Below are 25,731 nucleotides of genomic sequence, written 5' to 3' on the forward strand. Positions count from 1 at the left end.
CGCCTGTGGATGGATTGCATCGGGGAAACGCTGCCCAGTCTTACGTTTCAGCGCCTCATCGATTCCGCGAGAAAAACACACATGGCCGCATCCAGCTGCCTGCTCTTCAATGGAAGCATCTATTTTCGAGAGGGGAAACGCTATGGCACAGCATCAGCTTCAATGGCGCGATGTCCCTTGCAAGACATGCGACTGGACCGACTGGGAAATTCGGAAGTGCATCAATGGCGGTGGGCACACTACCTACCTTTTCGTGTGCGCCCACTGTGGCAGCAGAACCCAGCATTTCGTGAGTGCCAAGGCCGTACGGGCCGCCGGCCTGGAGCCCAGGGAGATCAGACCGACGCGGTCGAGACCTGCCTGCCAGGTGTGCGGGCAGGAAGGGGCGGAGGAGCATCACTGGGCGCCATGGGCGCTTTTTGGTGCGGAAGCTGCCGCGTGGCCGCAGTCATACCTTTGCCGTAGCTGCCACGAGCGCTGGCACCGGCTTGTGACGCCGCAGATCAGCGCACAGCGAGGGGTCTAGGTCGGGTGATCGCCCTTGATTGCATCAAGGTGTGCCGCGTCCAAGAGTTTCAGGGTAAGCGCTTCATGTGCGAGGTTGATCACTTGCCGCTGTTTGATGGCGAGCATTCGAGCAATTTCTACAGCAGAAATACCGGCACGAGCCAAGCGGGCAATGGAGCGAATACGTCGGTAACCGTCAATGATTTCGTCGGCACTGGGGATTTCAATGACGTGGTCCGGCCAGGTGTCCACCAGTCGGTCAAAAGGGATTTCCCCCAGGACCCGGCAAAGTGGATGGTCAAGGGTGGCCTGTGGAGGGACGCGAATGGCGCTCCCTCCATGAAGGGCTAGGAGGCGCACGGTAGCTTCAGTCCCCAAGCGGACGCCAAGTTCTTCGATGAATCCAGTGGTGTAGTGCATGGCTGCTCGATCTAGAGAGGAGGCTGTGAAGCCAGTATATGGAACGGAAGGGCCCTTGCCAGATGACCGATTACCACCGGCCCTCGCCACCAAAAAACCGGGTGGGGCATGATTCAGACGCCATCGCGCAATCACTGCGAGCCCGAAAGGCAGACGTCAGCCGAATGCCAGAGGGGCAGATAGAACTGCCTCCAATGGAGGCCTATTGTTCCCACTGTTCCCACTCTAAAAAGTAATAGTGGGAACACTATGAATGCTCCTGAAGCCGTGCTGTGCCTGACTTCTCAGGAGGCGTTCCCACTGTTCCCAGTATTCCCACGGCTTTTTTACGCATCGGCCTGCTCATCGTGATCAAACAAGGGGCCGGGGCCAGCAGAACTGTCGGCCGACTCGTCTTCCGTCATTCCAGGGCTCTCCACATCGGACCGACTGAGATACCACGTGGCTATCTCCAGGCTGAGGCTGATTTCCGCGGCAAACCGTTCGAGGCCTGCGTTCACAATGGATTTCGCCCGATCCTGGGTCAGCACCTCGACAAAACGATGCAGACGTTCGGCGTGGTAGGTGGCCTGCTCTTGGGAGGCCCGCAGTTGCCGTTCAAGATCGACTACGCGCCTTCGGAGCTGCACCGAATCTTCGGTTGCCACCTTGAATACCTTGGCGCGCAATCGCGCAGGGTCGGTGTTGCGGATGACTTCGCGGGCAGCTTGGCGTGGATCCATAGTTCCATCCGGAAAGACCGATCGGATCTTGCCCTTCTTCACCCAGGTGCTTACGGTCTGGCGGCTGACTTTGCACATCCGGGCAAAATCAGCCTGGCTGACCCTGAGCCCCTGTGCCAGGTCTTCCGGCTCGAAGGGCAGCAGTGAAGTTGACGGTGCTCCGGGCAACTGGCCGTTTTCCGCATCGTTTGGCTTGGTCGTCATCTCGTCATGCCATTGGTCAAGATTTCAGTAACTTCGGGAGGCGCTGCCTACATCAAAATCGAGGCTCTCCGTACCCTTATGCACTTTTTCCCTACAGGGGCCCCCGCTCGAACACCGGGCAGTGCGCCCCGCGGTCATCGGGGCAGCGTCGAAGGGGGTGACCCGGGCCGTAGGCCAGGGGGAGATCGTCGCGGGCACTGCAGTAGCCTTCGGACAGGCCCGGTCGGCGCAGATGGGCACATGTTCGACATGCTTGTTTGACCTCGATCTGTACTGGCGCAGAAGGCCCTTCAACCCCATCCCCAACCGGCTCTTTAAATGACGATGCTCTGCTATTTCCTGTTTGCCCAAGCCTGAGCTCTTCAAAATCGAGGGGAACAGTGGGAACGTGGGAACACGCAATGTCGAGTTCTTTATAATCAATAGGATAGGCGTCCGTTTTTGTTCCCACTCCCCCAGAAGCTGTTCCCACCTTTTGTGGGAACAGCTTGGGTCCGTTGGTGTGGGCTGCATGCACATCCAGGGCTTTATCCACGATCAGGGACCAGTCAACACCCATCGTCAAAGCCCTCCAGCACGCGGGGTGTCAGCAGGTAAAACCAGCCTGCACGCTCTGCACCGGGTTCGCGAAATTTGGTCTGAAAGCGTGTCTTGCCACCATCGACAGAGACTCTCAGAGCCCCACGCTTGCTCAGTTCCTTGGCCACTTGGAGAGGGTCGAAACCGCTGCACAGCTCGCGCTTGAAGACCTCGGGATACACCAGATACTCGAAGATGTGATCCGGCTCATTGAGGCTGGCTGTTTCCTTGGTAGGTCGTTTCCAACCGGCGCGGTTCATTGTCCGGGGAGCATGGGTATCCACGATGCTGGGGCGTCGGTGATCCTCCAGCCGAGCCCCGGCATGGGCCTGTATCCAGACTTGTACCTGCTCGAACATCTTCCGCGGCTCACGGTTCTCTTCGCCGCCGAAGGCACGCAGCCAGTCCTTGAACATGCGCATGCTGGCCAGCACCGCTTCGCCTTTGGGCCATCCGGTCAGGCCCCATTCGGTGGCCAGCTCCCCGGCGTAGGCCACTGCGGCAAATCGGGTTGCGGCACGGATCGCTTGGCCTCCAGCTCTGTCCGAAAGGGCGCGCTGCTCGAAGTTGGCGCGTAGTTGTTCGAACTGGGCAGGCATCTCCGCTCGGTGTTCGATCACCGTCGCGACAAACTTGGGGTATGCGGTACCGTAGTACCGCGCCGCATTGCGCTGGAGGTGTTCCGAGAAGCGGGCACCATCGGGCTGGCCGTGCAGGGTTTCCCAGCATCCGAAGCCGGCCTCGGCATCGGCGGGCAATTCACAGAACCGAACCTCCTGGCCGGCGTAGGCGCGCTCCTGATTCTCCTCGAGGAACTGGGTCAGGCCGAGCTCTCCGTTCGACTGGAACAGCAGCGAGAACGCCGCCGTTTCCCGCAGGCCACCGGCTGCCTGCCCGCGGCCCTTGCCCTGGCCGCTGGTGAGCATGTAGGCGGCCTGGGCCACGTCACGGGGGTTGCCCGCCTGTTTGAGTTCATCGAGGAGAAGCGGCGCATCGCAGTGGCCGGCAGCCAGCCATTCGACGGCAGTACCGGTCTGCAGCCAGGTCTTGCGGTACTCCTTCGGGCCGCACAGGCTCGCCGCGGCATAGAGCAGGCCGGATTTGCCCAGGGACGAACCCCCGGCCCAGTGGAAGCCGCCGGGCACGTTGGGATGCAGCCAACACAGGCCACCGGCAAAGGCCGTTGAGAGGGCGAAGGCCAGCCGGGAATTGCCCACCGCCAGCGCGGCCACGTTGTTGCGCCAGTCAGCCAACGTGCCGGCATGCTTGAACTGGGCATGCCCGCTGCCGTTGGCCTGGTGCAACCACAGTTCGGCCCCCGAAGCTGACAGCGGGTCATGGTCTCCGCCGAGGACGAACGACCAGCGGCCGGGCTCCGACACATCCTCATGCCACCCGATCCGCCCGGTGAGGCGTGCCCGCGGTGCCGGCCTCGACCGGTTAACGTACATCTTCAGGAGGCCGCCCTTGTTGTCGCCAATGAACAAGCCATGGGCGCGCAGCAGCCGCGCGAGTGCGGCGCCGTCGCCTTCGAGCATCTCGTCAGGGACCAGAACCCGGCGGCGCCGGCCGTCGTGGTCCTGAAAGGTGGCGAGCCGGCACCAGCCTTCGCCCTTCGCATCGCGTACCAAGTGGGTGATCTCCAATGGGGCACAGACGAACTGCTCGACCTGTTCCCAGCCCTCGCCACGCCGTTCCACCTTCAGCCGATAGACGCCGTGGCCTTCGTTGCCGTCGCGCAGTTCGAACAGCTCGCCGCCTTGTACAGGCGTCTGCATGGCGCCGGCTTTGCCCTTGCCTTTGGTGCGGGCGCGCTTCGCGGGCTTGGACGTCTCGTCCGTAGGGGGCTCAGACTCCGTTTCCGGGGCGCTGGTGGCGCTTTCCACATCGGTGGCCGGCGTGGGCACATCGACCTGGACTTCATCGCCCTGTAGGGCTGGGAGCGCAGCCGCTGCCGCGTGGAGGATGCGGCGCACTGCGGCCGGGCCTTCACCCTCGCGGGTACTGGTTGCCAAGTCGTTGAAGTCGGTCGAAGCCTTGCCAGCTTCCTGGTAGCCCGCCCAACGTCCTTTCGGGTCGGCAAACTCAGGGAGAGCGACAACGCCGCCGACTGCACGGGCAGCCTCATGCGCCCGGATCTGGCCCGCGTTGCGGCATTTGTGAGGCCTTCCGCAGCTCGGACAGGTGTCGCCATGGGCTACCCGAACCGGCGCCTCGCAGGCCTGGCAGTGGCCGAAGGCATCGTCGTCGGCACACAGGATGAAGCGGGCCTGCGGATAGGCCTCCTGCAGGGCGCGGGCAACCGGTTCCAGGCTACCGGCGTCGAAGGCCACGGCAACCGGCCAACCGGTTACCTGGTGCAGGCTGGCCGCGGTGGCGCAGCCCTCGGCAATGCATAGGGGCTGATCAGGAAGGATCACACCGTACAGGTGAAACTTGCCGCGCTTCTCGCCGTGCGGCAGGAAGTCCTTGTCCCGGCCGTCCACCTTGTCGGCGTAGATCGCCTGCAGGCTGTGCAGCGTGCCGGACGGGCTGCGCATCGGCACCAGCAGAGCGTTGGGGATGCGTACCTCGTCCCATTCATCCGGACGGACTTCCAACCACTTAGACCAGGTGCCGACGCGCAGGCCATAGGACGGGATGCCCTTGCGGACCAGGTAGGGATGATCGTCCGGGGCCGGCTTGGCACTGTTCCAGATCCCGTTTGCCTTCCGGCGGGCCTTGTCGCGCTTGGCCTTGGCTTCGGCTTCCCGTTCGGGCCGCTGGGCTTCCATGCGGGTGCGGTGGGCGGCCTCTTCTTCGGGCGTGAGCTGGCGGCCGATGTCGGCCCGCCAGTTTTCCCACTCAAGGCCATCCTTGAAGTTCTGAAAGCCACCAGCCGGAATGCCGTCTAGGTGCAGCAGATAGGCCCCGTCCTTCTTGCCCTTTGGGCCTCCGGACAGCTCGCACCGGTACAGCTTGCCAGTGGCGTCGATTTGATCCGGCAGGAGCAGGCCTCGGCTGGCCGCAGCGGCACGGAACTGGGAGAGGATCGAGTTCAGATCAAAGGACCTGGAGAGGGTCATGGTGCGTCGCCCTCCAGATCACCGAAGAGATCCCAGTACCGCCCGAGTTCTTTCAGGCACTTGGATGCAAACACGTCCTCAGTGACGTTCGTGCCGGATTCCGCCAGGGAGATCCTGATATTGAGCTCGAGATCACTGCCTTCCCGTTTCACGTTAGCTTCGAAGCAATCAAAGCATGCGTGCGCGAAGAAATCGAAACCGAGCCCGGCGAGCCACCAACCACCGCGTTTATCGTCGTATTCAACAGCTACCTCATGGATGCGGTCATCTTCGGACTGGAACGTAAACATGCTCATTGCCAGGCCTCCCCGCGGAGCGCCTTACGCAGTTGGCCGACGTTCCAAGCTGTCACGCCCTCGCTGAAACGTCGCGGCGCAGGGATTCGCCCAGCCTTGGACCAACGCCAAGTTGTCGCTGGTGAGATCTGGAAAAGAGCCGACGTGGTCGGCAAACGCACATAGGCCGAGTCGGGCAGAGCATCGAAGTTGCGGAGCGCATCAGGGACAGGCGCCGCGCCCAACGCGGGAACGTGCAGAGCGGGGCCCACCGAGGTTGAGAAGGGGGTGGTCCTTTTCATTTTTCACCCCCGTGTGCTTCGACAGAGAGCAAGCGCCGCACGGCTTCGCCCGGCCAGATCAAACGGCCATTGGGGAGCTTGCGAGGGGTGATACCCAGGTATTCGCCTTTGATGCAGTGGGCACGGCGGATGCTGGCAGGCTTGACGCTCAAGCCTTTGGACTGAAGCAGAACTGCCAGCTCAGACGTCCCCAGATCACGGGGGGAATGGATGATGCGAAGGTTCATGTTCGTGTCGCCTCAAAGTGGGAGCGACACGAACACTAATCACACATTTTCAACGAGTCAGCTGAGTAAAACAGGGTAAGGCTCAGTTGTATCCTGTTCTATCCTGTGCATTTACAAGGAAAAAGGATGATTCCCTAAGAAGCTCAGGCGGCATCTGTCCGCCGTGCGGCTTGGGATTCAGCTGGAAATAGTTCGGCATAGATGGCACTTACTCCTGCATCCCCGTGGAAATTCAACTTCGCTGCTTTCGAATAGTTGTTGTAGAAGCTGTCGGGGTTGGCGTTCCCGAAGGTCTCAGGAAGCAATCGCCCGGCCAAAGCGCACAGTTCTTTACTGGTGCCCGGCCAGTCCGTCCTATCAATCTGCTCACGCCCTGAAGAAAGCCATGCTTGTTCAATTCGGGACAGCAGGTTGTGGAACTGTTCTAACTTGGTTACCAGCTTCTTGACTGGCTTTGCAGGTTGTTCCTTTTGCCCAAGGAAAGGGGATAGCCAAGCCAGAAGAATAGGGGGCAGGTCTAGGCCACTACCGTCCAGATAGCGTGCCACGTCAGCAGCGTGAGCGGTGACGATCTCTATGGGCACCTCGATAGATTCCGTAAGGGCGTAGTGGTGAGGGACGCGCTCGAATCCAACGAAATGCCCCCTTACCTTGCCACCTGCTTGAACGGTTCTGGTTACTTGTCGAATTTCTCGAGACACGACTAGTTCGCCGCGATCAGCTGCTGTGCGCAGGACGTTCTCTAATATCTCGGAGTGTCCTGGGTCGTACAGGCCTCCGATGATCCTCAGACCAAGGCACTCTGGCCAGTCAGCATCCTGACTCGAGATATTCAGTTTTTGACGGGCTTCCTGCCATGCCACACGCCGTTGAATTGAGGTCATCACACCCGCACTCCTTCCTGTGCCCCTTCAACAAGGTGCCGCGCCAGCGGGGCGAAGGTGTCCCCGTTTTCGGTTGGCCGACCTAGGCGCGGCGTGCTGCTCGGTTGATTTTTAGATCATGCGGCGGCACTTCCGTGCAAGGGGATGACCTTGGCGCCGCTCTTTGCCGCATCGAGCCAATCCGCCCACTGCTGCATCATCTTCCGACGCTCGGCGAGATACTCCGCCTGGTGCGAGTAGGCGCCGAACACTTCCTTTCGCTCCCGGTGCGCCAACTGCCGGTCGATGACTTCCGGACGCCAGCCCATTTCAAGCAGCGCGCCTGTTGCGGTGGTTCGGAAGCCGGCGCCCGTTACTTCGTCGCCGGCGTATCCCATGGCCCGTAACGCACTGTTGATGGTGCCGTCGCTCATGGGGCGCTTCGGGTCGTTGCGGTTCGGGAAGACCAGGTCCCGATGGCCCGTGATGTTCTGCATCTCCCGCAGTATGGCTACCGCCTGAGTGGAGAGGGAGACGGTGTGCTCTTCCTTCATCTTCATGCCCACCAAGCCGCGGGATCGGTCCCGCTCGGCCGGGACAATCCAGGTACCGGCATCGAGGTCGATCTCTTCCCAGCGGGCACCCCGCAACTCGCCAGGCCGGAGGAAGGTGAGCGCAAGTAGCGTGATGGCGTGCTTCACTTGAACCGTGACTCGGACGGCATCGAGGCGGATGAAGAACTCATGCATCCCCGTTGAGTGCAGCGCGGGCCGGTGCTTTACCGATGCGGTCTTCAGGGCCTTGTGCAGGCCAGTGACCGGGTTGTTCTCCACCCGGCCGGTGGCGATGGCGTACAGGAAAATGTCGCTGGCCCGCTGGCGGACACGCTTGAGGGTCTCCAGGGCACCACGGGCTTCGACCTTCTTGAGCGTGGCCAGCATTTCGGCGGCGCTGATTTCGGCTATCGGGCGGCGCCCAAGGCTCGGGAAGAGGTCTTGCTCCAGGGATGTGAGCACCTTGGCCGCGTACGTCTCCACCCACTCGCCTTTCTGCTTCTCGTGCCATTCACGGGCGACGACTTCGAAGGAAGAGTCGGCCGCCACCTTGCGGGCGATCTTCTCGGTGCGGCGGGCTTCGCTGGGGTCGGTGCCGGCATCCAGCAGGCGGCGTGCTTCGTCGCGCTTCTGCCGGGCGAGCTTCAGGGAGACTTCCGGATAGACGCCGAGGGCGAGCTTCTTTTCCTTGCCGGCAAACCGGTACTTGAGCTTCCAGTACCGGGAGCCGTTGGGATTTATGAGGAGGAAAAGCCCCTTTTCGTCGGAGAGCTTGTACGGCTTCTCGGCCGGAAGAGCCTTGCGGATAGCGGTATCAGTCAGGGACATGGGGGCCTTTTTTGTCGCTGAATGCTGGGGGCCTCAAAAAGGCCCCTAGAAAAGCCCCCACAATGCGTGCGATTGGGTGGGGGCTCCTGATATCGGATGATACGCCCCGAAAACAAAAAAGCCCGCAACCGCGGGCCTTTTCGTGTGTTTCTGATGCTGCTTGAGACTGCCTGAACCAGTAGTCTGGTCCCCCCGACAGGAATCGAACCTGTATCTGGCGCTTAGGAGGCGCCCGTTCTATCCATTGAACTACGGAGAGCGAGGGCGGCATTCTAGCTTGCTGTGCGGCGATGCGCCATGCCCATGGGCGTGTATCGACAAGCGGACGAGGATGTCCTGCTCACCAAGCGCCTCGGCCCGACGTCGGGCGCTGACAGCCTCGTTTGGGTTTGATGTGCGGACGGAGAGACTCGAACTCTCACGCCAATGGCGCCAGAACCTAAATCTGGTGCGTCTACCAATTCCGCCACGTCCGCTGAAGGGCTCGCATTGTAAAGGCAGCGCGGTGCTATTGCCAGTCTTTCGAGTCTTCCGGTGGCTGGCGTGTTCTGAAAACACCACACTTCGAGCGCGCTGGGGCACCTGGGGTTGCATCGCGGGATGTCAGCCCGGGGGCTTGGGCTTAGAATTCCTTCCGTCCAGATGCGCAGCATGGCGCGCTTGGTGCTGGTGGAATAAAAAACCCCCGGCAAGGGGAGCGCCGGGGGTCAAAAAATGCCTTGCTTGCTCAAGGCACCCGCTCAGGGAGGTATAGCGGGAGACGGTTCAGCACCATCTGTTAATTAGTGTAGAGGCCGGTGGAGAAAGTTCCTGCGGCATTTCGTTTCTAGATGTAAGTACTTGAGATCTTTATGAGCCCAGTTCAGTCAGTATTTCCGGGTATCCGGATGCGTCGCATGCGCAAGGATGATTTCTCCCGTCGGCTCATGCGTGAAAATCGGCTGTCGGCCGACGATTTGATCTATCCGGTTTTTGTTCTAGAAGGGCAGGGCGTCACGCAGCAGGTGGCATCGATGCCCGGCGTGGCGCGCATGTCGCTCGACAATCTCTTGCGTGTTGCTGAAGAGGCCGTGCAGCTTGGCGTGCCGGCGCTGGCATTGTTCCCCGTCGTCGAGGACGGCAAGAAGAGCCTGGGGGCGGAGGAAGCCTTCAACCCCGATGGTCTGGTGCCCCGCGTCGTCAGCGAACTGAAGCGTCGTTTTCCCGAACTGGGCGTGATTACCGACGTGGCTCTCGACCCTTACACGGTTCATGGGCAGGACGGCCTCATCGACGCAAACGGCTACGTGCTCAACGACGAGACCTTGGAGGTTCTCGCGCGCCAGGCGCTGTGCCACGCCCAGTCGGGGGCCGACGTGGTGGCGCCTTCAGACATGATGGATGGCCGTATCGCCCGTATCCGTGCTGAGTTGGATGGCGCGCAGCAGATCTACACGCGCATCCTGGCTTACTCGGCCAAGTACGCGTCGAGTTTCTACGGACCGTTCCGTGATGCGGTCGGCTCGGCCGGCAATCTGGGAAAGGGCAACAAATACACCTACCAGATGGATCCGGCCAATTCCGACGAGGCCATCCGTGAGGTGGCCCTCGATATCGCCGAAGGTGCCGACATGTTCATGGTTAAGCCCGGCATGCCTTATCTGGACATCGTGCGGCGCGTGAAGGCCGAGTTGCAGGTACCAACCTACGCCTACCAGGTGAGCGGCGAGTACGCGATGCTGAAGGCGGCGGTGGCTAATGGCTGGCTGGATGAGCGAGCTTGCGCGCTGGAGGCCCTGCTGGCGTTCAAGCGGGCCGGTGCTGACGGCATCCTCACCTATTACGCATTGGATGCGGCCCGCTGGCTGAAAGAGTGCCAGTGAGCGCCGGGGCCGGAAGGCGTCAGCCCTCCGGCATCAGGGTCCGGGCACCTTCGAAGCGTTCCGCGAAGTAGCGGCTGTCGAGACGGTCGACACGGACCTTGCCCTTGCTGCTCGGAGCATGGATGAACTTGCCATCGCCGAGATAGATGCCCATGTGGGAATACGCGCGCCCAAGGGTGTTGAAGAACACGAGGTCGCCGGGCTGGATCGCTCCCGATGAGATGGGGCGGGTACGCTCGGCGATACCGGCCGCGTTGTAAGGCAGTTTCCGTCCGCTGACCTGCTCGACGATATAGCTGACCATTCCGCTACAGTCGAGGCCGGCAGATGGGTTCTTGCCACCGAAGCGGTATCCGGTGTCGAGCAGCCCGAGGGCGTAAAGAACGACTTCCTGAGCGTCGGCCTGCTGCGGAAGTGTGATCCAGTTACGGGCTGTCGGGGACGAGTGGCGTGAGTACGCTGAGGATGAGTCCGCCGGGCGTTGCGGTGTCTGGCTGCAGCCTGCGAGCACGGCCAGAGCGAAGAGCAGGCCGGGGCGCGCCCACTCAGGCGGTGAGGCGAAAGGTAACCGGGCCATGATTGACAAGGGATACATTCATCTCGGCCCCGAACTCACCGGTTTCCACGCAAGCATGACGGCTGCGGGCCAGGGCCACGACTTCATTGAACAGTTCTTCGGCAACATCCGGCGCGGCCGCCGGAGTGAAACTCGGCCGGGTGCCCTTGGCTGTGTCGGCTGCCAGCGTGAATTGGGACACGAGTAGCAGGCCGCCTCCGGTGTCTATCAGCGAGCGGTTCATCCGTCCTTCGTCGTCGGGAAAGACGCGGTAGCCCAGCAGACGTTCGACCATGCGGGTAACGTTTGCCGAGGTGTCGGATCTTTCCACTGCGATCAGGGCCAGTAGCCCGGGACCGATGGCGCCGACGGAGCGCTCCCCGACCGTTACCCTGGCTTCGAGGACACGTTGAATCAGCGCAATCATTCCAGCAGTTCGATCTGGCCGTTTACTGAAACGCTGACCGTGCTGTCGCCGGCTTCGATTGGCGCTGCCACTGCTTCAGCGGCCATCAGGCCGGCACTGCGGGCAAGTGGCATGATGGGCTTCTGCTGGATGCCACCGGTGTTGACCGACACGTGCTTGATCTTCCATTTTTTGCTGAGGCTGGTGGCGACCAGTTTCGCCCGGGCCTCGAAGGCGGTGAGGGCATCGACGATGGCCTGGTCTTCGATCTTCTTCCAGGTTTCGGCCGAGGGGGCGGCATTAAGCCCGCCGATCACCATGCTCTGCTGGAGCTTGCCGAGCAACTCGGACAGGGCGGGCGCGTCGTTGGCCTCAAGGTTTAGCGTCGAGCGCATCCGCCAGGCTTCGATGTTGCGCACGTTCTTGCCATAGACCGGGTAGGTCATGTTGTTGCCAGTGCGAACCTTCACAGCCGGATAGCTGCGGGCAGTCTGAAGCGCCTGTGCGATGACTGAGTTCACCTTGCGGGCAAGTTCGGCAGGGCTCGCCTCGCTGGTTTCGTAATAAACCTGGGCGCGGAACTGGTCATTGGGGGCGGCGCGACTCGCCTCCACCGAGATGTCCGCAGTCGGCAGCGCAGGGGCGGTGCTACTCTCCGCTGCGTGGACGACAGTGCCTGCAAGGAGCAGGGCGAGACTTGTTGAAAAGAAAATGGCTTTGCGCACGGTGATGCTCTCCGGGCATGACTTAACAGGAAAAGTTCTGCTTATTTCGCCACAGGCCGGCTCGCTTGGCAAAGCCCATGTGCTTATCCGGCCTGGGTGAGGCCGGATAGTGTCGCTGAAAAGCACATGGATCCCGTGTCAATTGCGTGGCAGCGGCTCCACCAGCTGGCGGTAGGCGTGCCAGGTGGCATGTCCCACGATGGGCATCAGTACAACGAGTCCGAGGTGGAAGCTGAGAAAGCCCAGGATAGTCAGGCTGACGATCAGGGCGGCCCAGATGAGCAGCGGCAGTGGATTGAGCGCCAGAGCCCGTATGCTGGCGATCATCGAGGTGATCGCATCCTGGTTGCGGTCTAGCATCAGCGGAATCGAGACCACGCTGACCGCGAAGACGAGCAGTGCAAAGATGAGCCCGACGCCAAAATAGACCAGCAGGAAGTCGAGGTTCTCGAAGGACAGTACCTGTCCGAGGAAGCCTGACAGATTTGGGAGCTCCCGCGTGTAGAAGATGGCGAAGATGACGAGGGAGGCGCGCGCCCAGATCAGGAATATGACGGTCAGCACCGCCGCGAAGACGGCCAGGTTGCCAGCGTTGCGGCGCCAAACCGTCAGTGTTGGTACGAGTGCGCACTTCTCGCCGAGCTCCCGACGGCGTGAGAGCTCGTACAGCCCCATGGCGAGAAAGGGGGCGAGGAGCAAAAAGCCGGTGGTGAGGGCGGAGGTGTATTGGTAGGCGTGCTCGAACACGAAGGTCAGCAGCAGCCCCATGGCAGTGAAGCAGAAACCGTAAAACAGGCTGGCGACCGGGCAGGCCTTGAGGTCGCTGAGGCCTTGAGCGATCCACTGGAACGGTGCGCCGACGCCGATGATGCGCACCGTGGGGAAGGGCAGTGCGGCGGCGGCCTGTTCCTCGTCCGAAGGGGTATTGTGCTGAGCCATGCTTTGTCTCCGTTATGGTTATTGGAACTCAATGGCCTGCAACAAGCGGATCAGTTCATGTCGGGGGCTGTCCGCTTGCGTGGGGGGAATTTGCGAAGGCCCACAGTGCATCCAGTACCTGGCCCGGGGCTTCCGACATCATCGCGTGACCCGCTTCGGGCAGCACGGTCCGGGTGAGCCGCACTTTACTGCCAAAGGCCTCGACCAGCGGCGCGAGGGCTTTGGGGGGCGTCATCCGGTCCTGTGCAGAACTCAGCAGCAGGCTGGGGCAACAGACCCGCGCTGCCGCTTCGAAGCCTCCGACGTAGGCATTGCAGGCCGCCATGTCGGCATGCAGAACGCCAGGCGCCTGGCGTTGCATCAGGCGTTCGTTGAGTGCGGTGAGATTGATGCCGGGGATACTGCTCGCGCCAATCTGGCTGCGCGGTGCGAAGGACCACTGGTTGATCAGTACATGGGCTTTCTCGCGGTTCGACAGAGTCGACTCCAGCAAGGCGGGCGCCACCGGCATCGGTACGACAGCGCCCACCATGGCCAGCCGGCTTACCAGTTCGGGTGCCGTGGCCGCTACCTGCAGGGCGATCAGTGCGCCCATGCTGTGGCCGACGACGAGGGGGTGCTCGACGTCCAGCTTGTGTGCGAGGGCGATGATCCAGTTGGCCAGATCTTCGATGCTTTCGAGGGCGGGGCCACTGGAGCGACCGTGACCCGGCAGATCGGGAACGATGACATTCCAGCCGTGATGGGCGAAGTAGCGGGACTGCAGCGCCCACACGCTGTGGTCGTGGCCGGCGCCATGGATGAACAGGGCCGTCGGACGGTCGCGCTCCAGGCGCTGACCGCCGGTATAGCAGAAGGTGATGTGGTCGCTCAGGTGACCGGACAGGTTGAGTCTCATGCAGGCTTCCGGGGTCAGGCGGCTGCTTTCTGGACGGCGTACAACGCGCGGTCCAGATCATCGATCAGATCCGGGGCGCTTTCCAGGCCGACGGACAGGCGAACCGTGCTTTCGGTGATGCCGGCGGCAAGCAGGGCGTTGCGGGACATGCGGGAATGGGTAGTGCTGGCCGGATGGATGGCCAGGGACTTGGCATCACCGACGTTGGCTAGATGGGAAAAGACCCTTAGTCCCTCGATGAATGCGGCACCCGCAGCCCGTCCGCCCTTCAGGCTGAAACTGAAGACACCGCCACAGCCCTTCGGCAGTAGGCGCGCAGCCAGTTGGTGATCGGGATGGTTTTCGAGCTCGGGCCAGGCGACGGACTCCACCAGCGGGTGTCCGGCCAGGTGGCTTACTAGCGCGCGCGCATTGGCTACGTGGCGTTCCATCCTGAGGCCCAGGGTCTCCATACCCTGCAGGATCTGGAAGGCATTCATCGGCGACAGGCAGGCTCCGAAGTCACGCAGACCCTCGCGTCGGGCTCGCAACAGGAAAGCTGCGACGGGGGATTCCTCGGCGAAATCCATGTCATGGAAGCCCTCGTAAGGCTCCGTGAGCGTCGGAAAGTGGCCGCCCGAGCCCTCCCAGTCGAAGTTGCCGCCATCCACCAGCAGGCCGCCAATCGCCACCCCATGGCCGCCGAGGAACTTGGTAGCGGAATGCACCACCAGATTGGCACCGAGATCTAATGGGCACTGCAGCATGGGTGTGACCAGCGTGGCATCGACGAGCAAGGGGATGCGCGCATCACTGGCGATCAGGGCGAGTTCGGGGATGTCGAGGACTTCCAGGCCGGGATTGCCGATGGCTTCGCCGAACAGCAGGCGGGTTTCCGGACGGATGGCCGCCCGCCAGCCCTGATGGTCGCCGGGGGCAACGAAGGTGGTTTCGATCCCGAACCGGGGGAGTGTGTAGGCGAGCAGGTTGTGGGAGCCGCCATACAACGCGCGTGACGCCACGATATGGCCGCCACTACCCATCAGCGTGGTGATTGCCAGCAATAGGGCAGCCTGGCCGCTGGCGCAGGCGATCGCGCCGATGCCACCGTCCAGTGCTGCTATGCGCTCTTCCAGCACCGCATTGGTGGGGTTGGAAATGCGCGAATAGACATGACCGGCCCGTTCCTGGTTGAAAAGCGAAGCTGCATGCTCGCTATCCTCGAAAACGTAGCTGGTAGTGAAATGGATCGGGGTGGCCCGGGAACGATGGACAGGGTCGGGCGTCTGTCCGGCGTGCAGGGCGAGGGTGTCGGCCCCGGCATTGCGGTGGATGGACATGCGGTCTCTGGCTGAGGGTCGGGTGGGCTATTTCAGGCGGGTATGTCAGGATCGAGCAGTCGCTGAATGATCGCGATCCGGTCTTTTACCAACAGCTTGCGCTTCTTGAGGCGACGCAGCAGCAATTCATCTCCAGGCGGCGGTGCCGACGAAATCTGGGAGATGACGGCATCAAGATCTCGATGCTCGGTGGTCAGAGTCGCCAGCCGGGATGTGAGGCTGGTGACGTCGGCGCTGGGTTCGTTGCTGTCGTTCATGCCTGATCGGAGTATGGTAAGGGCACGGCTGCGAGCGGATTCGGTGGAATCTTAGGCGCGGGTGGCAGGAAATACAACGGCAGCCGGGAACTTGAAGTACCGGATTGTGTTCCCATCTTCAGTAGCACGATGCCCAAAAGGCAAAACCTAGCTATCGGGAGGCCTGTCATGAACGTGGTACTCAACAACCCTGTCCTGTATGTGGTGGACTATCCCAATCTCGACGCGGTCGAGGTCATAGACAAGCGGCGCGGTCTCGGGGCACTGTTCCGCGACGAAGCCGCCCAGCGCTTCCGCCGTGAACTGCGCGACGTGGCCTCGTCGGCGACCGAGATGGATGATTTCGAGGCGTGGATTGCTGCATATGGCTCGCTGATGCACCAACCGGCGATCTATCACTGACGCGTATTCAAACCATGTGTGGGCAGCTGGAGTCGCTTGCCATGCGGGCAGGTGGCTCCTACTATTGCCGACCGTTTTTGTTTCCGGAGTGTTTCAGGGTGAATAAGGCCTTCGTCAAGGAAAGCGACCAGGACGAGGACGACGAGTCCGCGCCGGGTGTGCCCAGCCTGCCGCCTGGCACCCGCAATTACATGACGCGCAACGGGTTCGAGCGACTCAAGGCCGAGCTCGATGAACTCGTGCGCGATGAGCGCCCCAAGCTGGTAGAGACGGTGCGCTGGGCTGCGTCCAATGGCGACCGTTCTGAGAATGGTGACTACATCTATGGCAAGAAGCGCCTGCGGGAGATTGATCGCCGCATTCGCTTCCTGATCAAGCGCCTCGAAGGGGCGACGGTGGTCACACCGTCCGAGCAGGAAAATACCGAGCAGGTTTTCTTCGGCGCGACGGTGACGGTGTGCGACGTGGATGGTGACGACGAGCAGACCTACCAGATCGTCGGGGTGGACGAGGCCAATGCCTCTGAGGGGCGGATCAGCTGGATTGCCCCCCTCTCCCGTGCCCTGCTGAAAGCCAGGGAAGGGGATGTGGTGCGCTTTGCCAGTCCTGCCGGTATCCGCGAAATCGAGGTCGTGGAGATCCGTTACGAGTAAGTGCAGGCTTGCGCAGCCTCAGTCTGCAGGTCTGGCACGTGGGCGGCGCACGATGGCGGGGCTTCGCGGGAGCGTGAAAAAGATGGTGGTGCCAGCCCCCGGGGCCGACTCCGCCCAGATCGTGCCCCCGTGGCGTTCGATGATGCGGCGCACGCTGGCCAGCCCGATGCCGGAGCCTTCGAAGCCGCTGCGGGCATGTAATTGCTGGAAGGGCTCGAAGAGCTTGCCCGCGTGGGCCATGTCGAAGCCGATCCCGTTGTCGGTTACGTAGAAGAGTTGCTCCTCTCCGTGGGGGCGCCCTCCGACCTGGATGATCGATGGCCTGCTGTCGCGGGAAAATTTCCAGGCGTTGCCAAGCAGGTTCTGTAGCGCGTTGCGGATCAGGGTCGGATCGGCATCAATCAGGAGTTCGTCCTCCACGTGGTATTGCACCAGTCGTTCCGGCGTGGTTGCAGCCATCTCATCGAGAATCTCCCGGGCAATAGCGCTCACATCGGTCGGCGTAATCTTGAGCGCTTGTCTCGACACGCTCGCGAGCTTCAGCAGGGCGTCGATGAGCTCCCCCATCCGCAGGCTCGCCCGGCTGAGGCGGGCGATGTAGTCGCGCCCGGTTGCATCGAGGCGCTCGCCATAGTCCTCGGCAAGGGCGTGGGCAAAGCCGTTGATTGCCCGAAGTGGCGCACGCAGGTCATGGGATATCGAATAGCTGAAGCTGAGCAGCTCCCGGTTGGACTGCTCCAGTTCTTCAGTGCGCTGGCGGACCCGCTCTTCCAGGGATGCATTGAGTTCGGCGAGAGCCTCCCGTTCCGCGTCACGGAGATTGGCGAAGCGGTGCAGGCTGAAAGCCAGCGAGCCGAGAAGGGCCAGCATCAGGGCAGCGGCGGCCACCACATACTGCCGGTGCACGTAAAAGTCCGTCAGCGCGTCCTCCACCGGCCGGCTCGCGGCGACGATCAGCGGGCGCTCCGCCAGGCGGCGGTAGGCCCGGATGCTCTCGATGGGGTCGGCCTCGTTGGTGCCTGTCAAGACCAGGCTGCGCACGCCGGGGGACGCGTCGAGGGCGGCCGGCAAGGGGGCTGAGGTGCCGACGACGGCGTCTTTCTGGGGGTGGTGAATGAGCACCGTCTGGCGGGTTGCGTGTATCACGAGAATCGTATCCCGATCCGACAGTCCTGCTTCCCGATACACCGCTCCGAAGTAGGCATGGCTGATGGCGGCGCCGGCCGTACCCAGGTATTTGCCTGCGGCGTCGAAAATCTGTCGTGTGAGTGGCGTGCTGACGCGGCTGCCTACCTGTGGGTGGCCAGGGTTGCCAATATCGAAGCCATCTTTGAGGACTGGGGGCATGGCCATCTTGTCGGTAGCCGTTTCATCAGGCGCCGCCGTATCGCTGTTCGCGTCGGCCGCCAGGCGACCGTCCTCCCGCTCCACAAACAGGGTTTCGGCCTCCGGCAGGTGCGGCACGCGCTGGTGCAAAAGAGCCTGCAACTCCCCGGGCCCGAAGGCGTCGATTCCCCCCCGCATGGCCACCAGCCCGGCAATTTCGTTGATGGCACCCTCGGCTTCGCCGAAGGTGCGTGCAATGTGCTCCTCCAGTACTCGGGTCAGGTTGAGCAGTTCAGATTCCGAACGCCGGAGGGCCTGGTCCCGGTCATAGCGGACCAGTGAAGTGGTGACGGCGATGATGAGGGTGGCAAGCAGCGCAAAGGTGCCCCAGATGGCCAGGCGAAGCCACCGCAGGGAATGTGCCGGGATGGGGCCATCGGCCCCGGGGGCGGCGGGCTGCGTTGGAGGCAGCACGGACTCAGGAAGTCGGGAATGTTCCATCCGGTGGCGAGGGGGCTTGAAAGTCAGCGGGGCATACCCATATGGGGATCGTTAACGGTTCTTATGGAGCAAGCTTTATGACTGTCGATACGTCCGCGCAAACCTTGAACTTCCAGGCCGAGGTCAAGCAACTGCTGCACCTCATGATCCATTCGTTGTATTCGAACCGGGAGATTTTCCTGCGGGAGCTGGTTTCGAATGCCTCCGACGCCTGTGACAAGCTGCGTTTCGAAGCCCTCGAGAACGGTGGGCTGTTCGAGAACGATGCCGAGTTGAAGATCCGCGTGGGCTACGACAAGGCAGCCCGCACGCTGACCATCGCCGACAACGGCATCGGCATGAGCCGTGACGAAGTGGTGACCAACCTGGGCACCATCGCCAAGTCCGGCACCAAGGAATTTTTCGGCAAGCTGACCGGCGACCAGAAGAAGGATGCCCACCTGATCGGCCAGTTCGGCGTCGGTTTCTACTCTGCCTTCATCGTCGCCGACAAGGTCACCGTGCGTACCCGTCGCGCCGGCCTGGGTGCTGACGCCGCGGTGCAGTGGACCTGTTCGATGACCGGCGACACCGCCGGCGAATACACCGTCGAAGCCGTCGAGAAGGCCGACCGCGGTACCGAGATCACCCTGCACCTGCGCGATGACCAGGACGATCTGCTGTCCAGCTGGAAGCTGCGTTCGATCATCCAGAAGTACTCCGACCACATCCTGCAGCCCATCGTGATGAAGAAGGAGCAGTGGGACGAGGAGAAGAAGGAGCAGGTCCTCACCGACGAAGACGAGACCGTCAACAAGGCCAACGCCTTGTGGGCGCGCGCCAAGTCGGACATCACCGACGAGGAATACACCGAGTTCTACAAGCACGTCGGCCACGACTACGAGGAACCGCTGGCGTGGACTCACGCCAAGGTCGAAGGCCGCCACGAGTACACCCAGCTGCTCTACGTGCCCGGCCACGCCCCCTTCGACATGTGGGACCGCCAGGCCCGCCACGGCGTCAAGCTCTACGTGCGCCGCGTCTTCATCATGGACGACGCCGAGAAGCTGATGCCCATGTACCTGCGCTTCGTGCGCGGCGTGGTGGATTCCAACGACCTGCCGCTCAACGTGTCTCGCGAGATCCTGCAGGAATCCAAGGACATCGACACCCTGCGTGCCGGCTGTACCAAGAAGGTGCTGAGCCTGCTCGAAGACCTCGCCGAGAACCAGAAGGAAAAGTACGTCACCTTCTGGAAGGAGTTCGGCCAGGTGTTGAAGGAAGGCGTCGGCGAGGATCACGCCAACAAGGAGAAGATCGCCGGCCTGCTGCGTTTTGCGTCGACCCATGCGGACACCGCCGAGGAAGTGGTGTCGCTGGCCGATTACATCGGTCGCATGAAAGAGGGCCAGGACAAGATCTATTACGTCACCGCCGATAGCTTCAATGCCGCCAAGAACAGCCCGCACCTGGAAATCTTCCGCAAGAAGGGCATCGAGGTGCTGCTGCTCTCCAATCGTGTCGACGAGTGGGTGGTCGGCAATCTGACCGAGTTTGACGGCAAGCAACTGGCGTCCGTCGCCAAGGGCGGCCTCGATTTGGGCAAGCTGGAAGACGAAGCCGAGAAGGCTGCCGTTGAGAAGGAAACCGGAGAGCTGAAGGAACTGCTCGACAAGATGAAGAGCAGCCTTGGCGACAAGGTGAAGGAAGTCCGCGTCACTCATCGCCTGACCGACTCTCCCGCCTGCCTGGTGGCCGACGAGCACGACATGGGGATGAACCTGGCTCGCCTGATGAAGGCAGCCGGCCAGAACATGCCGCTCTCCAAGCCGATCCTTGAGATCAACCCGGCTCATCCGGTGGTGCTGCGCCTCAAGTACGAAGACAAGCAGTTCGAGGACTGGGCTGCGGTGCTGTTCGATCAGGCTCTGCTGGCCGAAGGCGGTACGCTGGACGACCCGGCAAGCTTCGTGAAGCGTATCAACCAGCTGATGCTGGCGATGAACGCCGCATGAGCAGCTGGATGGGCGGTTGATTGCAGTCCGCCTGTGTGATCCAAGGGCGGCCCTCTGAAGGGCCGCCCTTATTCATTCGTGTCCCGCTTCTGTTCAGGTCAGTTCCGGGTGGGCGCCGATGATGGCGTCCAGTGTGATCAAAGCGTTTTCGTAGGCAAAGTCCTCGAGTTCATTGCCCAGGCGGGCGGCCGCACGACCTGCTACGGTGGTGAGACGGGACTCAAGTCGGAGAAACAGATCGCGTGCTTCGAGGTCGTCAGTCGCAATAAGTTGACGAAGCTGGGTAATCTCGGCGCGCAACGTGACGAGGTCGACCGGGTTGGAGAGCCCGCTTGTCTCGTCCGCTGGTGTGAGGACAGTCGCTAGTTCCCCGCAGGCGTGATCAACGGCCAGGGCGAGTTCGGACAGGGCTTTGTCGCGTGCTTCTGTGCTGGCTGCCTCGAGTAAACACAGTTCGAAAGATGCCGCCAGCTGGTGGATGGTCCGAAGGCCAAGGGTTCCAGATACGCCTTTGAGCGAATGAGCCAGGCGGCGTGCTCCCTTTTCATCTCCTTCTCGAAGCTTGTGTCTGATCCGTGCGGCATCTTCTGCATGTTCTTCGACGAATATTTCCAACAGTTCTAGCAAGAGTTGCTGATCGTCATCGAGCAGACGTTGGCCGACTGCCGCGTCAATGCAGCTCAGTTGCTCAAGTCCGGGCTTCGCCTGATTGGCCGGGCTTTGCTCTGTGAAGGTGTCTTCGCCAAGCCAGCGGGCAAGGGTCTGATAAAGGACTTCAGGTACGACTGGCTTTGCAAGGTGGTCGTTCATCCCCGCATCGAGGGCCCTTTGCCTGTCTTCATCGAAAGCATTGGCGGTCAAGGCGACGATTGGTGTGTCGGCATGGGAGGGCAGCGAGCGGATGCGGCGAGCGGCTTCCAGTCCGTCAAGGTGGGGCATTTGCACATCGAGAAGGATCAGGTCATACCGCGTGTTTGCTGCCATCGCAACCGCTTTTAGTCCGTCGTCAGCAACGTCGACGCTGATGCCGCTATCGTCCAGCATGGCGATGGCGACCTCCTGATTGACGGGATTGTCCTCGGCAAGCAGTACGCGGTAGTGCTTGTTGAACTGGGGTGGGTGGGAGGAGCGGTCGCCTGTCGGCAGACAGTCGATGCTCGAGCGACTCAAGGGAATTTCCAGCCAGAATGTGCTGCCCTCGCCACGTACCGACTTCGCGCCTATCGTTCCGCCCATCATGTCGGCCAGGCGTCGGGAAATGGCCAAGCCGAGACCCGTGCCACCGAAACGCCGGGTGGTTGAAGTGTCTGCTTGCTCGAAGGGCAGGAACAGCCGGGCACACTGTTCATCGCTCATGCCAATCCCGCTGTCCTGCACCTCGAAGCGTACCCACAGCTTTTCGTCGTCCTCACGGACGGAATGACCGCGGATCAGGATTTGTCCGGTTTCGGTGAACTTGACGGCATTGGAAATGAAGTTCAGCAGGATCTGGCCAATGCGCAGACCGTCGCCATGCAGCACCTGCGGCAAGCTGTGGACGTCCGCGATCAGCGCCAGATTCTTGGCCTGCGCCTTTGGTGAAACGAGTGTGCAGGCATTGGCGACCACCTGCCTCAAATCGAAATCCGTTGCTTCGAGCTTCATCTTCCCGGCTTCGATCTTCGAGAAATCGAGAATGTCGTTGATGATGCCGAGCAGATGCCGCGATGCGCTGATTACCTTGGTCAGTTGCTGCCGATGACGGGCATCGGTGATCTCGTTTTGCAGCATATGAGTCAGGCCGATGATCGCGTTCATTGGCGTGCGGATCTCGTGGCTCATATTGGCCAGGAAACTGCTTTTCGCGCGGTTGGCCGTCTGCGCAGCATCGCGTGCCTCCGCCAGTTCGGCTGTGCGTGCGCTTACCAGATCCTCAAGGTGATTGCGGTAGCCCTCGAGTTCTGCATTGGCTTTGACTTGATCGGTGATGTCGGACCACACGGCAGAGAGGCAGTGGTGATCATTTACTACAATCGGCTTTGCGGAAATCCAGAAGTGGCGTCGGGTACCGTCGCGACCGCAGTACACGCTTTCGAAGGATGCACCGTCGTCCCGTTGGATGCGCTTCAGCATGGCCGCCAGATCCCTTGATGCGACACCGCCCTGGATGTCGTAGAGGCTCAGGCTCGCAAGTTCCTCACGCGTGTAGCCCAGGTGGCGGCAGGCGGCATCATTGAACTCCAGGAAATGCAATGTCTCCAGGTCGAGCAGCAGGATGCCGCTTTCTGCTTGGCCGGCGATGGCCGAGAAGACTTCCTCGCGCTCACGCAGTGCTTCAGTGGCAGCCTTCAGCGAGGTTACGTCCTGGAGCATGCCGATAGCGCGCGCCGGGCGGCGCTCGGCGTCCCACTCGATCTCGGCGCGTTGGGCGATCCATTTCAGCGTGCCGTTGCACCAGATCCGGTGCTCAACGTGGAAAATGCCCGAGTGCTGCGAAGCCTGCCAGGCTAGTTGGACGCGTCGCCGGTCGCGCGGGTCGATGCGCCGGAAAAACTGGCGAGCGGTGAAGGTTTCTCCCAGTGGGGTACAGAGAACCTGGCATGCCTGTTCCGAGCCGATCACGGTGTTGAAGCGGTAGTCGTAAACCCAGCTGCCGATCTGGGCGACGGCCTGGGTGCGAGTCAGTGCGGCCTGGCTGTCCTCAAGTTCGATCTGAGTCATGTGCTGGGCAGTGATGTCGCGGCCGACACCGAGGATCCCGATGAGTCGTCCTTCTTCACGAACGGCCACCTTGATGACCTCGATCAATTCCCGGTGGCCATCGGCGAAATCTCGCCATTCTTCTTGCACCACGATGCCGGAAGGCGCGTAGGCCGTGTTTGCATCACGTTTGTGCTGTCGACGGGCATCGTCGGCGGAAAACAGCTCGAAATCGGTTCTGCCGCGGATTTTGGATTCGGGCAAGCCCAGCAAGGCCTGAAAGCGTGGATTGCCGTACACGTAGTGCCCTTCGGCGTCCTTGAACCAGACCAAGTCAGGCATCGAGCTGATGAGCAAACCGAGTTGGGTGCGTTCCTGCCGGAGTGCCTTTTCGGCGCTGTCGCGAGCGGTCCGGGTCTCGGCGAAGGCCAGTGCGGCATGGGCGAGGTCGCGCAGCATGAAACCACGAATGCCCTTCAAGGCATGAATCTCTTCCGTGGCAAGGGGCTGCTCGCGTCCAAGGCGGTCCATGGCTGACGTGATCAACGCCAGGTTGCGCGTCATGATCAGACAGAGAACGCCCCAAAGCGCAAACATCAAGGCATAGACCATGAGTGAGAACTTCAGGACGTTCCAGCGCTCATTGATCAGACTTTGTGGGCTGCTAACGGCATTCAACTGAACAAGGCTTTCGGCCTGCAGTTCGGTGAAACTCTGCCATTCATGCAGAAACGCCGTGCCAATGCCGACGACGAGGGGCATGAAGAAGAGCAGAAACGCCTTGATTTGGTTGCGTGTAAACATCATCGGACAGACTCGTTGCTCGGAACCTGGCTGGCGATGTATTCGGGGTGTCCGGTATCGGCATAGCGATGGGCGACGGTGGCAAAATCTTCGATCCGCGCCAGGAATGCATCGACGATGTCTGGATCGAAATGGCTTCCACGGCCCCGACGAATGATCTCGATCGTTTCATCGAGAGGGACAGCTGCCTTGTATGGGCGCCTGCAAGTCAAAGCGTCAAATACGTCGGCCAAGGCCATCAGGCGGGCGGACAGCGGGATGGATGCTCCTGCCAACCCATGTGGATAGCCGGAGCCATCCCACTTTTCGTGATGGCTGCCCGCGATTTCCCGTGCGACCTCGAGGAAGGTGAGGGCATAGTGGCCGCTGTCATGAGCGTTCCCCTCGTGTCGTGCCGCCAGTACCCGCTCGATGGCCGCGCTCAAGGCATCTGCCCCGATCTGGGCATGCGTCTTCATGATTGCGAATTCGTCCGGGGTCAGTTTGCCCGGCTTGAGCAGGATATGGTCCGGAATCCCAACTTTCCCAATGTCATGAAGCGCGGCAGCTTTGGCGATCATTTCCTGATCGACCAAGCGAAGCTGCTGGGCGAAGCGTGGTTGGCGGCAGAGGTCTTGCATCAGCAATTCGATGTAGCTGCGGGTGCGGACCAAATGGTTGCCCGTCTCCTGGTCGCGCTTCTCGGCTAGTGTTGCCAACGCCTGCATGCTGACGTCCTTGACCAGTTCCAAATCGCGCGTGCGTTGCCGTACCTGGGCTTCAAGCTGTTGATTCATGCTGGCCAGTTCGCTTTGTGCGGCTTTCAGGGCCAGGTGGGTTCGCACGCGAGCGAGCAGAATGGAGGGGCGGATGGGCTTGGTGATGTAATCGACGGCACCCAGTTGCAGGCCGATCTCTTCATCTTCGTCCGAGGTCATGGCGGTTACAAAGATGACCGGGATGTTGCGAGTCGCCGGGTTTTTCCGCAGGAGACTGATGGTCTGGTACCCGTCCATGCCCGGCATCATGATATCCAGCAGAATGAGGTCCGGTTTGGGGACCGTAGCCGCCACCTTCAGGGCGCGTTCTCCTGAATTTGCTACGCGGACCCGGTATTCGCTGCTGAGAATGCCGCCAATGACCGATAGATTGGTGCGCGTGTCATCCACGATCAGGATGGTTGACACCTCTGAACTCACCGCATCCGAACTGTTCATGCTTTGTTGATTTTAAGATTTTGTGCGTATTTAGCAATTTTATTAAATTATTGCGATTCTGTCTTGAGTTCAGTGTATGAAGCGGAAGTCGGAATGACGCCCTTGCGTTCATTCTCCAGGCACAAAAAAAGCCCCCGGAAAACCGGGGGCTTCGTAGGGCAAGGGCGCGAACCCGTGGGTTCGCCCTTTATTTCCCTTTCAAATTGACCTCAGCGCACTAGCAGCAGGGAGCTTTTGGCCAGTCGGGTCAGGTTCTCGGCGACGCTACCAACCAGCAGACGGTCCAGGCCATGGCGGCCATGGGTGCCGGCGACGATCAGGTCGGCGTTCCAGTTTTGCGCTGCGTCGACGATCTGCTCTGCGGTCCGCTTGTTTTCCGATTCGATAAGCAGGCGCTCCGCCGTGATGCCGGCCGCCGCCGCCTTGGCGACGGCTTCGTCGAGCACAGGAGCGGCGACCTGGCGCATTTCGTCCTTGATCTTGTCTGCGTCGATGAAGGTGCCGATACCCATTGCGTGCTGAACCAGCGGTGCCTCGTCGAGGGCGTGGGCCACGCACAGGGCGGCGCCGGAGAGCTTGGCCAGTTGCACGGCTTCGTCGAGGGCCTTGCGGGCGGTGTCGCTGCTGTCGATGGCAACCAGAATGCGCTTGTACATGTGGACTCTCCC

22 protein-coding genes and 2 tRNA genes are annotated in these 25,731 nt (G+C 61.5%); 4 read left to right on the forward strand and 20 right to left on the reverse strand.

Annotation, left to right across the window (positions count from 1 at the left end; genetic code table 11):
• Positions 1-522: 522 nt before the first annotated feature.
• The 9 genes from ACE3RX_RS10515 to ACE3RX_RS10555 all read right to left on the reverse strand — a co-directional run bounded on the left by ACE3RX_RS10515 (position 523) and on the right by ACE3RX_RS10555 (position 9,022).
• Entirely contained in the window at positions 523-927 is a 405-nt protein-coding gene (locus tag ACE3RX_RS10515; protein ID WP_374483116.1) for a hypothetical protein, read from the reverse strand.
• 326 nt (positions 928-1,253) lie between these two features.
• Positions 1,254-1,853, reverse strand: a complete 600-nt coding sequence (locus ACE3RX_RS10520; protein ID WP_374483118.1) for a hypothetical protein — start codon at positions 1,851-1,853, stop codon at positions 1,254-1,256.
• Between the two features lie 548 nt (positions 1,854-2,401).
• Positions 2,402-5,497: a DUF927 domain-containing protein gene (locus ACE3RX_RS10525; protein WP_374483120.1), complete on the reverse strand. Its 3,096-nt coding sequence runs from the start codon at positions 5,495-5,497 to the stop codon at positions 2,402-2,404.
• On the reverse strand, positions 5,494-5,793 hold the full coding sequence (locus tag ACE3RX_RS10530; protein ID WP_374483122.1) for a hypothetical protein: 300 nt from the start codon (positions 5,791-5,793) through the stop codon (positions 5,494-5,496). Before ACE3RX_RS10530 ends, ACE3RX_RS10525 begins: the two co-directional genes overlap by 4 nt.
• A 277-nt stretch (positions 5,794-6,070) precedes the next feature.
• Positions 6,071-6,301 carry a hypothetical protein gene (locus tag ACE3RX_RS10535; RefSeq protein WP_374483124.1) on the reverse strand — a complete coding sequence of 77 codons (231 nt, stop codon included), beginning with the start codon at positions 6,299-6,301 and terminating at the stop codon, positions 6,071-6,073.
• Positions 6,302-6,444: 143 nt separating this feature from the next.
• Complete coding sequence (locus ACE3RX_RS10540) at positions 6,445-7,185, reverse strand: hypothetical protein (protein WP_374483126.1); 741 nt, start codon at positions 7,183-7,185, stop codon at positions 6,445-6,447.
• A gap of 116 nt (positions 7,186-7,301) precedes the next feature.
• Entirely contained in the window at positions 7,302-8,546 is a 1,245-nt protein-coding gene (locus ACE3RX_RS10545; protein WP_374483128.1) for a tyrosine-type recombinase/integrase, read from the reverse strand.
• 184 nt (positions 8,547-8,730) lie between these two features.
• Positions 8,731-8,805: transfer RNA gene (locus ACE3RX_RS10550), tRNA-Arg, on the reverse strand.
• Positions 8,806-8,941: 136 nt separating this feature from the next.
• Positions 8,942-9,022 (reverse strand) — tRNA-Leu (locus tag ACE3RX_RS10555).
• Between the two features lie 420 nt (positions 9,023-9,442).
• On the opposite strand from ACE3RX_RS10555, the gene hemB reads away from it, so the two are divergent.
• Entirely contained in the window at positions 9,443-10,408 is a 966-nt protein-coding gene (gene hemB, locus ACE3RX_RS10560; protein WP_374483130.1) for a porphobilinogen synthase, read from the forward strand.
• Between the two features lie 19 nt (positions 10,409-10,427).
• Here hemB and ACE3RX_RS10565 read toward each other — a convergent pair whose 3' ends face one another.
• The 7 genes from ACE3RX_RS10565 to ACE3RX_RS10595 form a co-directional block, all read right to left on the reverse strand.
• The gene (locus ACE3RX_RS10565) at positions 10,428-11,003 is read right to left on the reverse strand and encodes a C40 family peptidase (RefSeq protein ID WP_374483132.1); all 576 of its coding nucleotides are present in this window, start codon (positions 11,001-11,003) and stop codon (positions 10,428-10,430) included.
• A complete protein-coding gene (gene dtd / locus ACE3RX_RS10570; RefSeq protein ID WP_374483134.1) occupies positions 10,954-11,391 on the reverse strand; it encodes a D-aminoacyl-tRNA deacylase in 438 nt (145 codons plus the stop codon). Before dtd ends, ACE3RX_RS10565 begins: the two co-directional genes overlap by 50 nt.
• Entirely contained in the window at positions 11,388-12,095 is a 708-nt protein-coding gene (locus ACE3RX_RS10575; protein WP_374483136.1) for an SIMPL domain-containing protein, read from the reverse strand. Before ACE3RX_RS10575 ends, dtd begins: the two co-directional genes overlap by 4 nt.
• A 138-nt stretch (positions 12,096-12,233) precedes the next feature.
• A complete protein-coding gene (locus tag ACE3RX_RS10580) occupies positions 12,234-13,034 on the reverse strand; it encodes a DUF2189 domain-containing protein (protein ID WP_374483138.1) in 801 nt (266 codons plus the stop codon).
• A gap of 55 nt (positions 13,035-13,089) precedes the next feature.
• Positions 13,090-13,932: an alpha/beta fold hydrolase gene (locus ACE3RX_RS10585; RefSeq protein WP_374483140.1), complete on the reverse strand. Its 843-nt coding sequence runs from the start codon at positions 13,930-13,932 to the stop codon at positions 13,090-13,092.
• 14 nt (positions 13,933-13,946) lie between these two features.
• On the reverse strand, positions 13,947-15,251 hold the full coding sequence (locus ACE3RX_RS10590; RefSeq protein ID WP_374483142.1) for an O-acetylhomoserine aminocarboxypropyltransferase: 1,305 nt from the start codon (positions 15,249-15,251) through the stop codon (positions 13,947-13,949).
• Positions 15,252-15,283: 32 nt separating this feature from the next.
• Positions 15,284-15,508 carry a YdcH family protein gene (locus ACE3RX_RS10595; RefSeq protein ID WP_374483144.1) on the reverse strand — a complete coding sequence of 75 codons (225 nt, stop codon included), beginning with the start codon at positions 15,506-15,508 and terminating at the stop codon, positions 15,284-15,286.
• A 168-nt stretch (positions 15,509-15,676) separates the two neighbouring features.
• Between ACE3RX_RS10595 and ACE3RX_RS10600 the strand changes: the two genes are divergently transcribed.
• Both ACE3RX_RS10600 and greB read left to right on the forward strand, forming a co-directional pair.
• The gene (locus ACE3RX_RS10600) at positions 15,677-15,910 is read left to right on the forward strand and encodes a DUF3567 family protein (RefSeq protein ID WP_374483146.1); all 234 of its coding nucleotides are present in this window, start codon (positions 15,677-15,679) and stop codon (positions 15,908-15,910) included.
• Between the two features lie 98 nt (positions 15,911-16,008).
• Positions 16,009-16,563 (forward strand): transcription elongation factor GreB, encoded by a 555-nt coding sequence (greB, locus tag ACE3RX_RS10605; protein WP_374483148.1) that lies wholly within the window; start codon positions 16,009-16,011, stop codon positions 16,561-16,563.
• A gap of 18 nt (positions 16,564-16,581) precedes the next feature.
• Here greB and ACE3RX_RS10610 read toward each other — a convergent pair whose 3' ends face one another.
• Positions 16,582-18,363: an ATP-binding protein gene (locus ACE3RX_RS10610; RefSeq protein WP_374483150.1), complete on the reverse strand. Its 1,782-nt coding sequence runs from the start codon at positions 18,361-18,363 to the stop codon at positions 16,582-16,584.
• Between the two features lie 104 nt (positions 18,364-18,467).
• On the opposite strand from ACE3RX_RS10610, the gene htpG reads away from it, so the two are divergent.
• The gene (gene htpG / locus ACE3RX_RS10615) at positions 18,468-20,384 is read left to right on the forward strand and encodes a molecular chaperone HtpG (RefSeq protein ID WP_374483152.1); all 1,917 of its coding nucleotides are present in this window, start codon (positions 18,468-18,470) and stop codon (positions 20,382-20,384) included.
• A gap of 93 nt (positions 20,385-20,477) precedes the next feature.
• Here the strand turns inward: htpG and ACE3RX_RS10620 are convergent, their stop codons facing one another.
• The 3 genes from ACE3RX_RS10620 to ACE3RX_RS10630 all read right to left on the reverse strand — a co-directional run bounded on the left by ACE3RX_RS10620 (position 20,478) and on the right by ACE3RX_RS10630 (position 25,719).
• Positions 20,478-23,870 carry a PAS domain S-box protein gene (locus ACE3RX_RS10620; RefSeq protein WP_374483154.1) on the reverse strand — a complete coding sequence of 1,131 codons (3,393 nt, stop codon included), beginning with the start codon at positions 23,868-23,870 and terminating at the stop codon, positions 20,478-20,480.
• Complete coding sequence (locus tag ACE3RX_RS10625; protein ID WP_374483156.1) at positions 23,867-25,063, reverse strand: two-component system response regulator; 1,197 nt, start codon at positions 25,061-25,063, stop codon at positions 23,867-23,869. Before ACE3RX_RS10625 ends, ACE3RX_RS10620 begins: the two co-directional genes overlap by 4 nt.
• 209 nt (positions 25,064-25,272) lie before the next feature.
• On the reverse strand, positions 25,273-25,719 hold the full coding sequence (locus tag ACE3RX_RS10630; RefSeq protein WP_374483158.1) for a universal stress protein: 447 nt from the start codon (positions 25,717-25,719) through the stop codon (positions 25,273-25,275).
• Positions 25,720-25,731: the final 12 nt, after the last annotated feature.

Origin of the sequence: Zoogloea sp. (assembly GCF_041914405.1) — a bacterium.
GTDB lineage: Bacteria > Pseudomonadota > Gammaproteobacteria > Burkholderiales > Rhodocyclaceae > Zoogloea.

Coding starts and splice junctions, on each gene's coding strand:
- ACE3RX_RS10515 (WP_374483116.1), bottom strand. CDS start 927: ATGCACTACACCACTGGATTCATCGAAGAACTTGGCGTCCGCTTGGGG.
- ACE3RX_RS10520 (WP_374483118.1), bottom strand. CDS start 1,853: ATGACGACCAAGCCAAACGATGCGGAAAACGGCCAGTTGCCCGGAGCA.
- ACE3RX_RS10525 (WP_374483120.1), bottom strand. CDS start 5,497: ATGACCCTCTCCAGGTCCTTTGATCTGAACTCGATCCTCTCCCAGTTC.
- ACE3RX_RS10530 (WP_374483122.1), bottom strand. CDS start 5,793: ATGAGCATGTTTACGTTCCAGTCCGAAGATGACCGCATCCATGAGGTA.
- ACE3RX_RS10535 (WP_374483124.1), bottom strand. CDS start 6,301: ATGAACCTTCGCATCATCCATTCCCCCCGTGATCTGGGGACGTCTGAG.
- ACE3RX_RS10540 (WP_374483126.1), bottom strand. CDS start 7,185: ATGACCTCAATTCAACGGCGTGTGGCATGGCAGGAAGCCCGTCAAAAA.
- ACE3RX_RS10545 (WP_374483128.1), bottom strand. CDS start 8,546: ATGTCCCTGACTGATACCGCTATCCGCAAGGCTCTTCCGGCCGAGAAG.
- hemB (WP_374483130.1), top strand. CDS start 9,443: ATGCGCAAGGATGATTTCTCCCGTCGGCTCATGCGTGAAAATCGGCTG.
- ACE3RX_RS10565 (WP_374483132.1), bottom strand. CDS start 11,003: ATGTATCCCTTGTCAATCATGGCCCGGTTACCTTTCGCCTCACCGCCT.
- dtd (WP_374483134.1), bottom strand. CDS start 11,391: ATGATTGCGCTGATTCAACGTGTCCTCGAAGCCAGGGTAACGGTCGGG.
- ACE3RX_RS10580 (WP_374483138.1), bottom strand. CDS start 13,034: ATGGCTCAGCACAATACCCCTTCGGACGAGGAACAGGCCGCCGCCGCA.
- ACE3RX_RS10585 (WP_374483140.1), bottom strand. CDS start 13,932: ATGAGACTCAACCTGTCCGGTCACCTGAGCGACCACATCACCTTCTGC.
- ACE3RX_RS10590 (WP_374483142.1), bottom strand. CDS start 15,251: ATGTCCATCCACCGCAATGCCGGGGCCGACACCCTCGCCCTGCACGCC.
- ACE3RX_RS10595 (WP_374483144.1), bottom strand. CDS start 15,508: ATGAACGACAGCAACGAACCCAGCGCCGACGTCACCAGCCTCACATCC.
- ACE3RX_RS10600 (WP_374483146.1), top strand. CDS start 15,677: ATGAACGTGGTACTCAACAACCCTGTCCTGTATGTGGTGGACTATCCC.
- htpG (WP_374483152.1), top strand. CDS start 18,468: ATGACTGTCGATACGTCCGCGCAAACCTTGAACTTCCAGGCCGAGGTC.
- ACE3RX_RS10620 (WP_374483154.1), bottom strand. CDS start 23,870: ATGATGTTTACACGCAACCAAATCAAGGCGTTTCTGCTCTTCTTCATG.
- ACE3RX_RS10625 (WP_374483156.1), bottom strand. CDS start 25,063: ATGAACAGTTCGGATGCGGTGAGTTCAGAGGTGTCAACCATCCTGATC.
- ACE3RX_RS10630 (WP_374483158.1), bottom strand. CDS start 25,719: ATGTACAAGCGCATTCTGGTTGCCATCGACAGCAGCGACACCGCCCGC.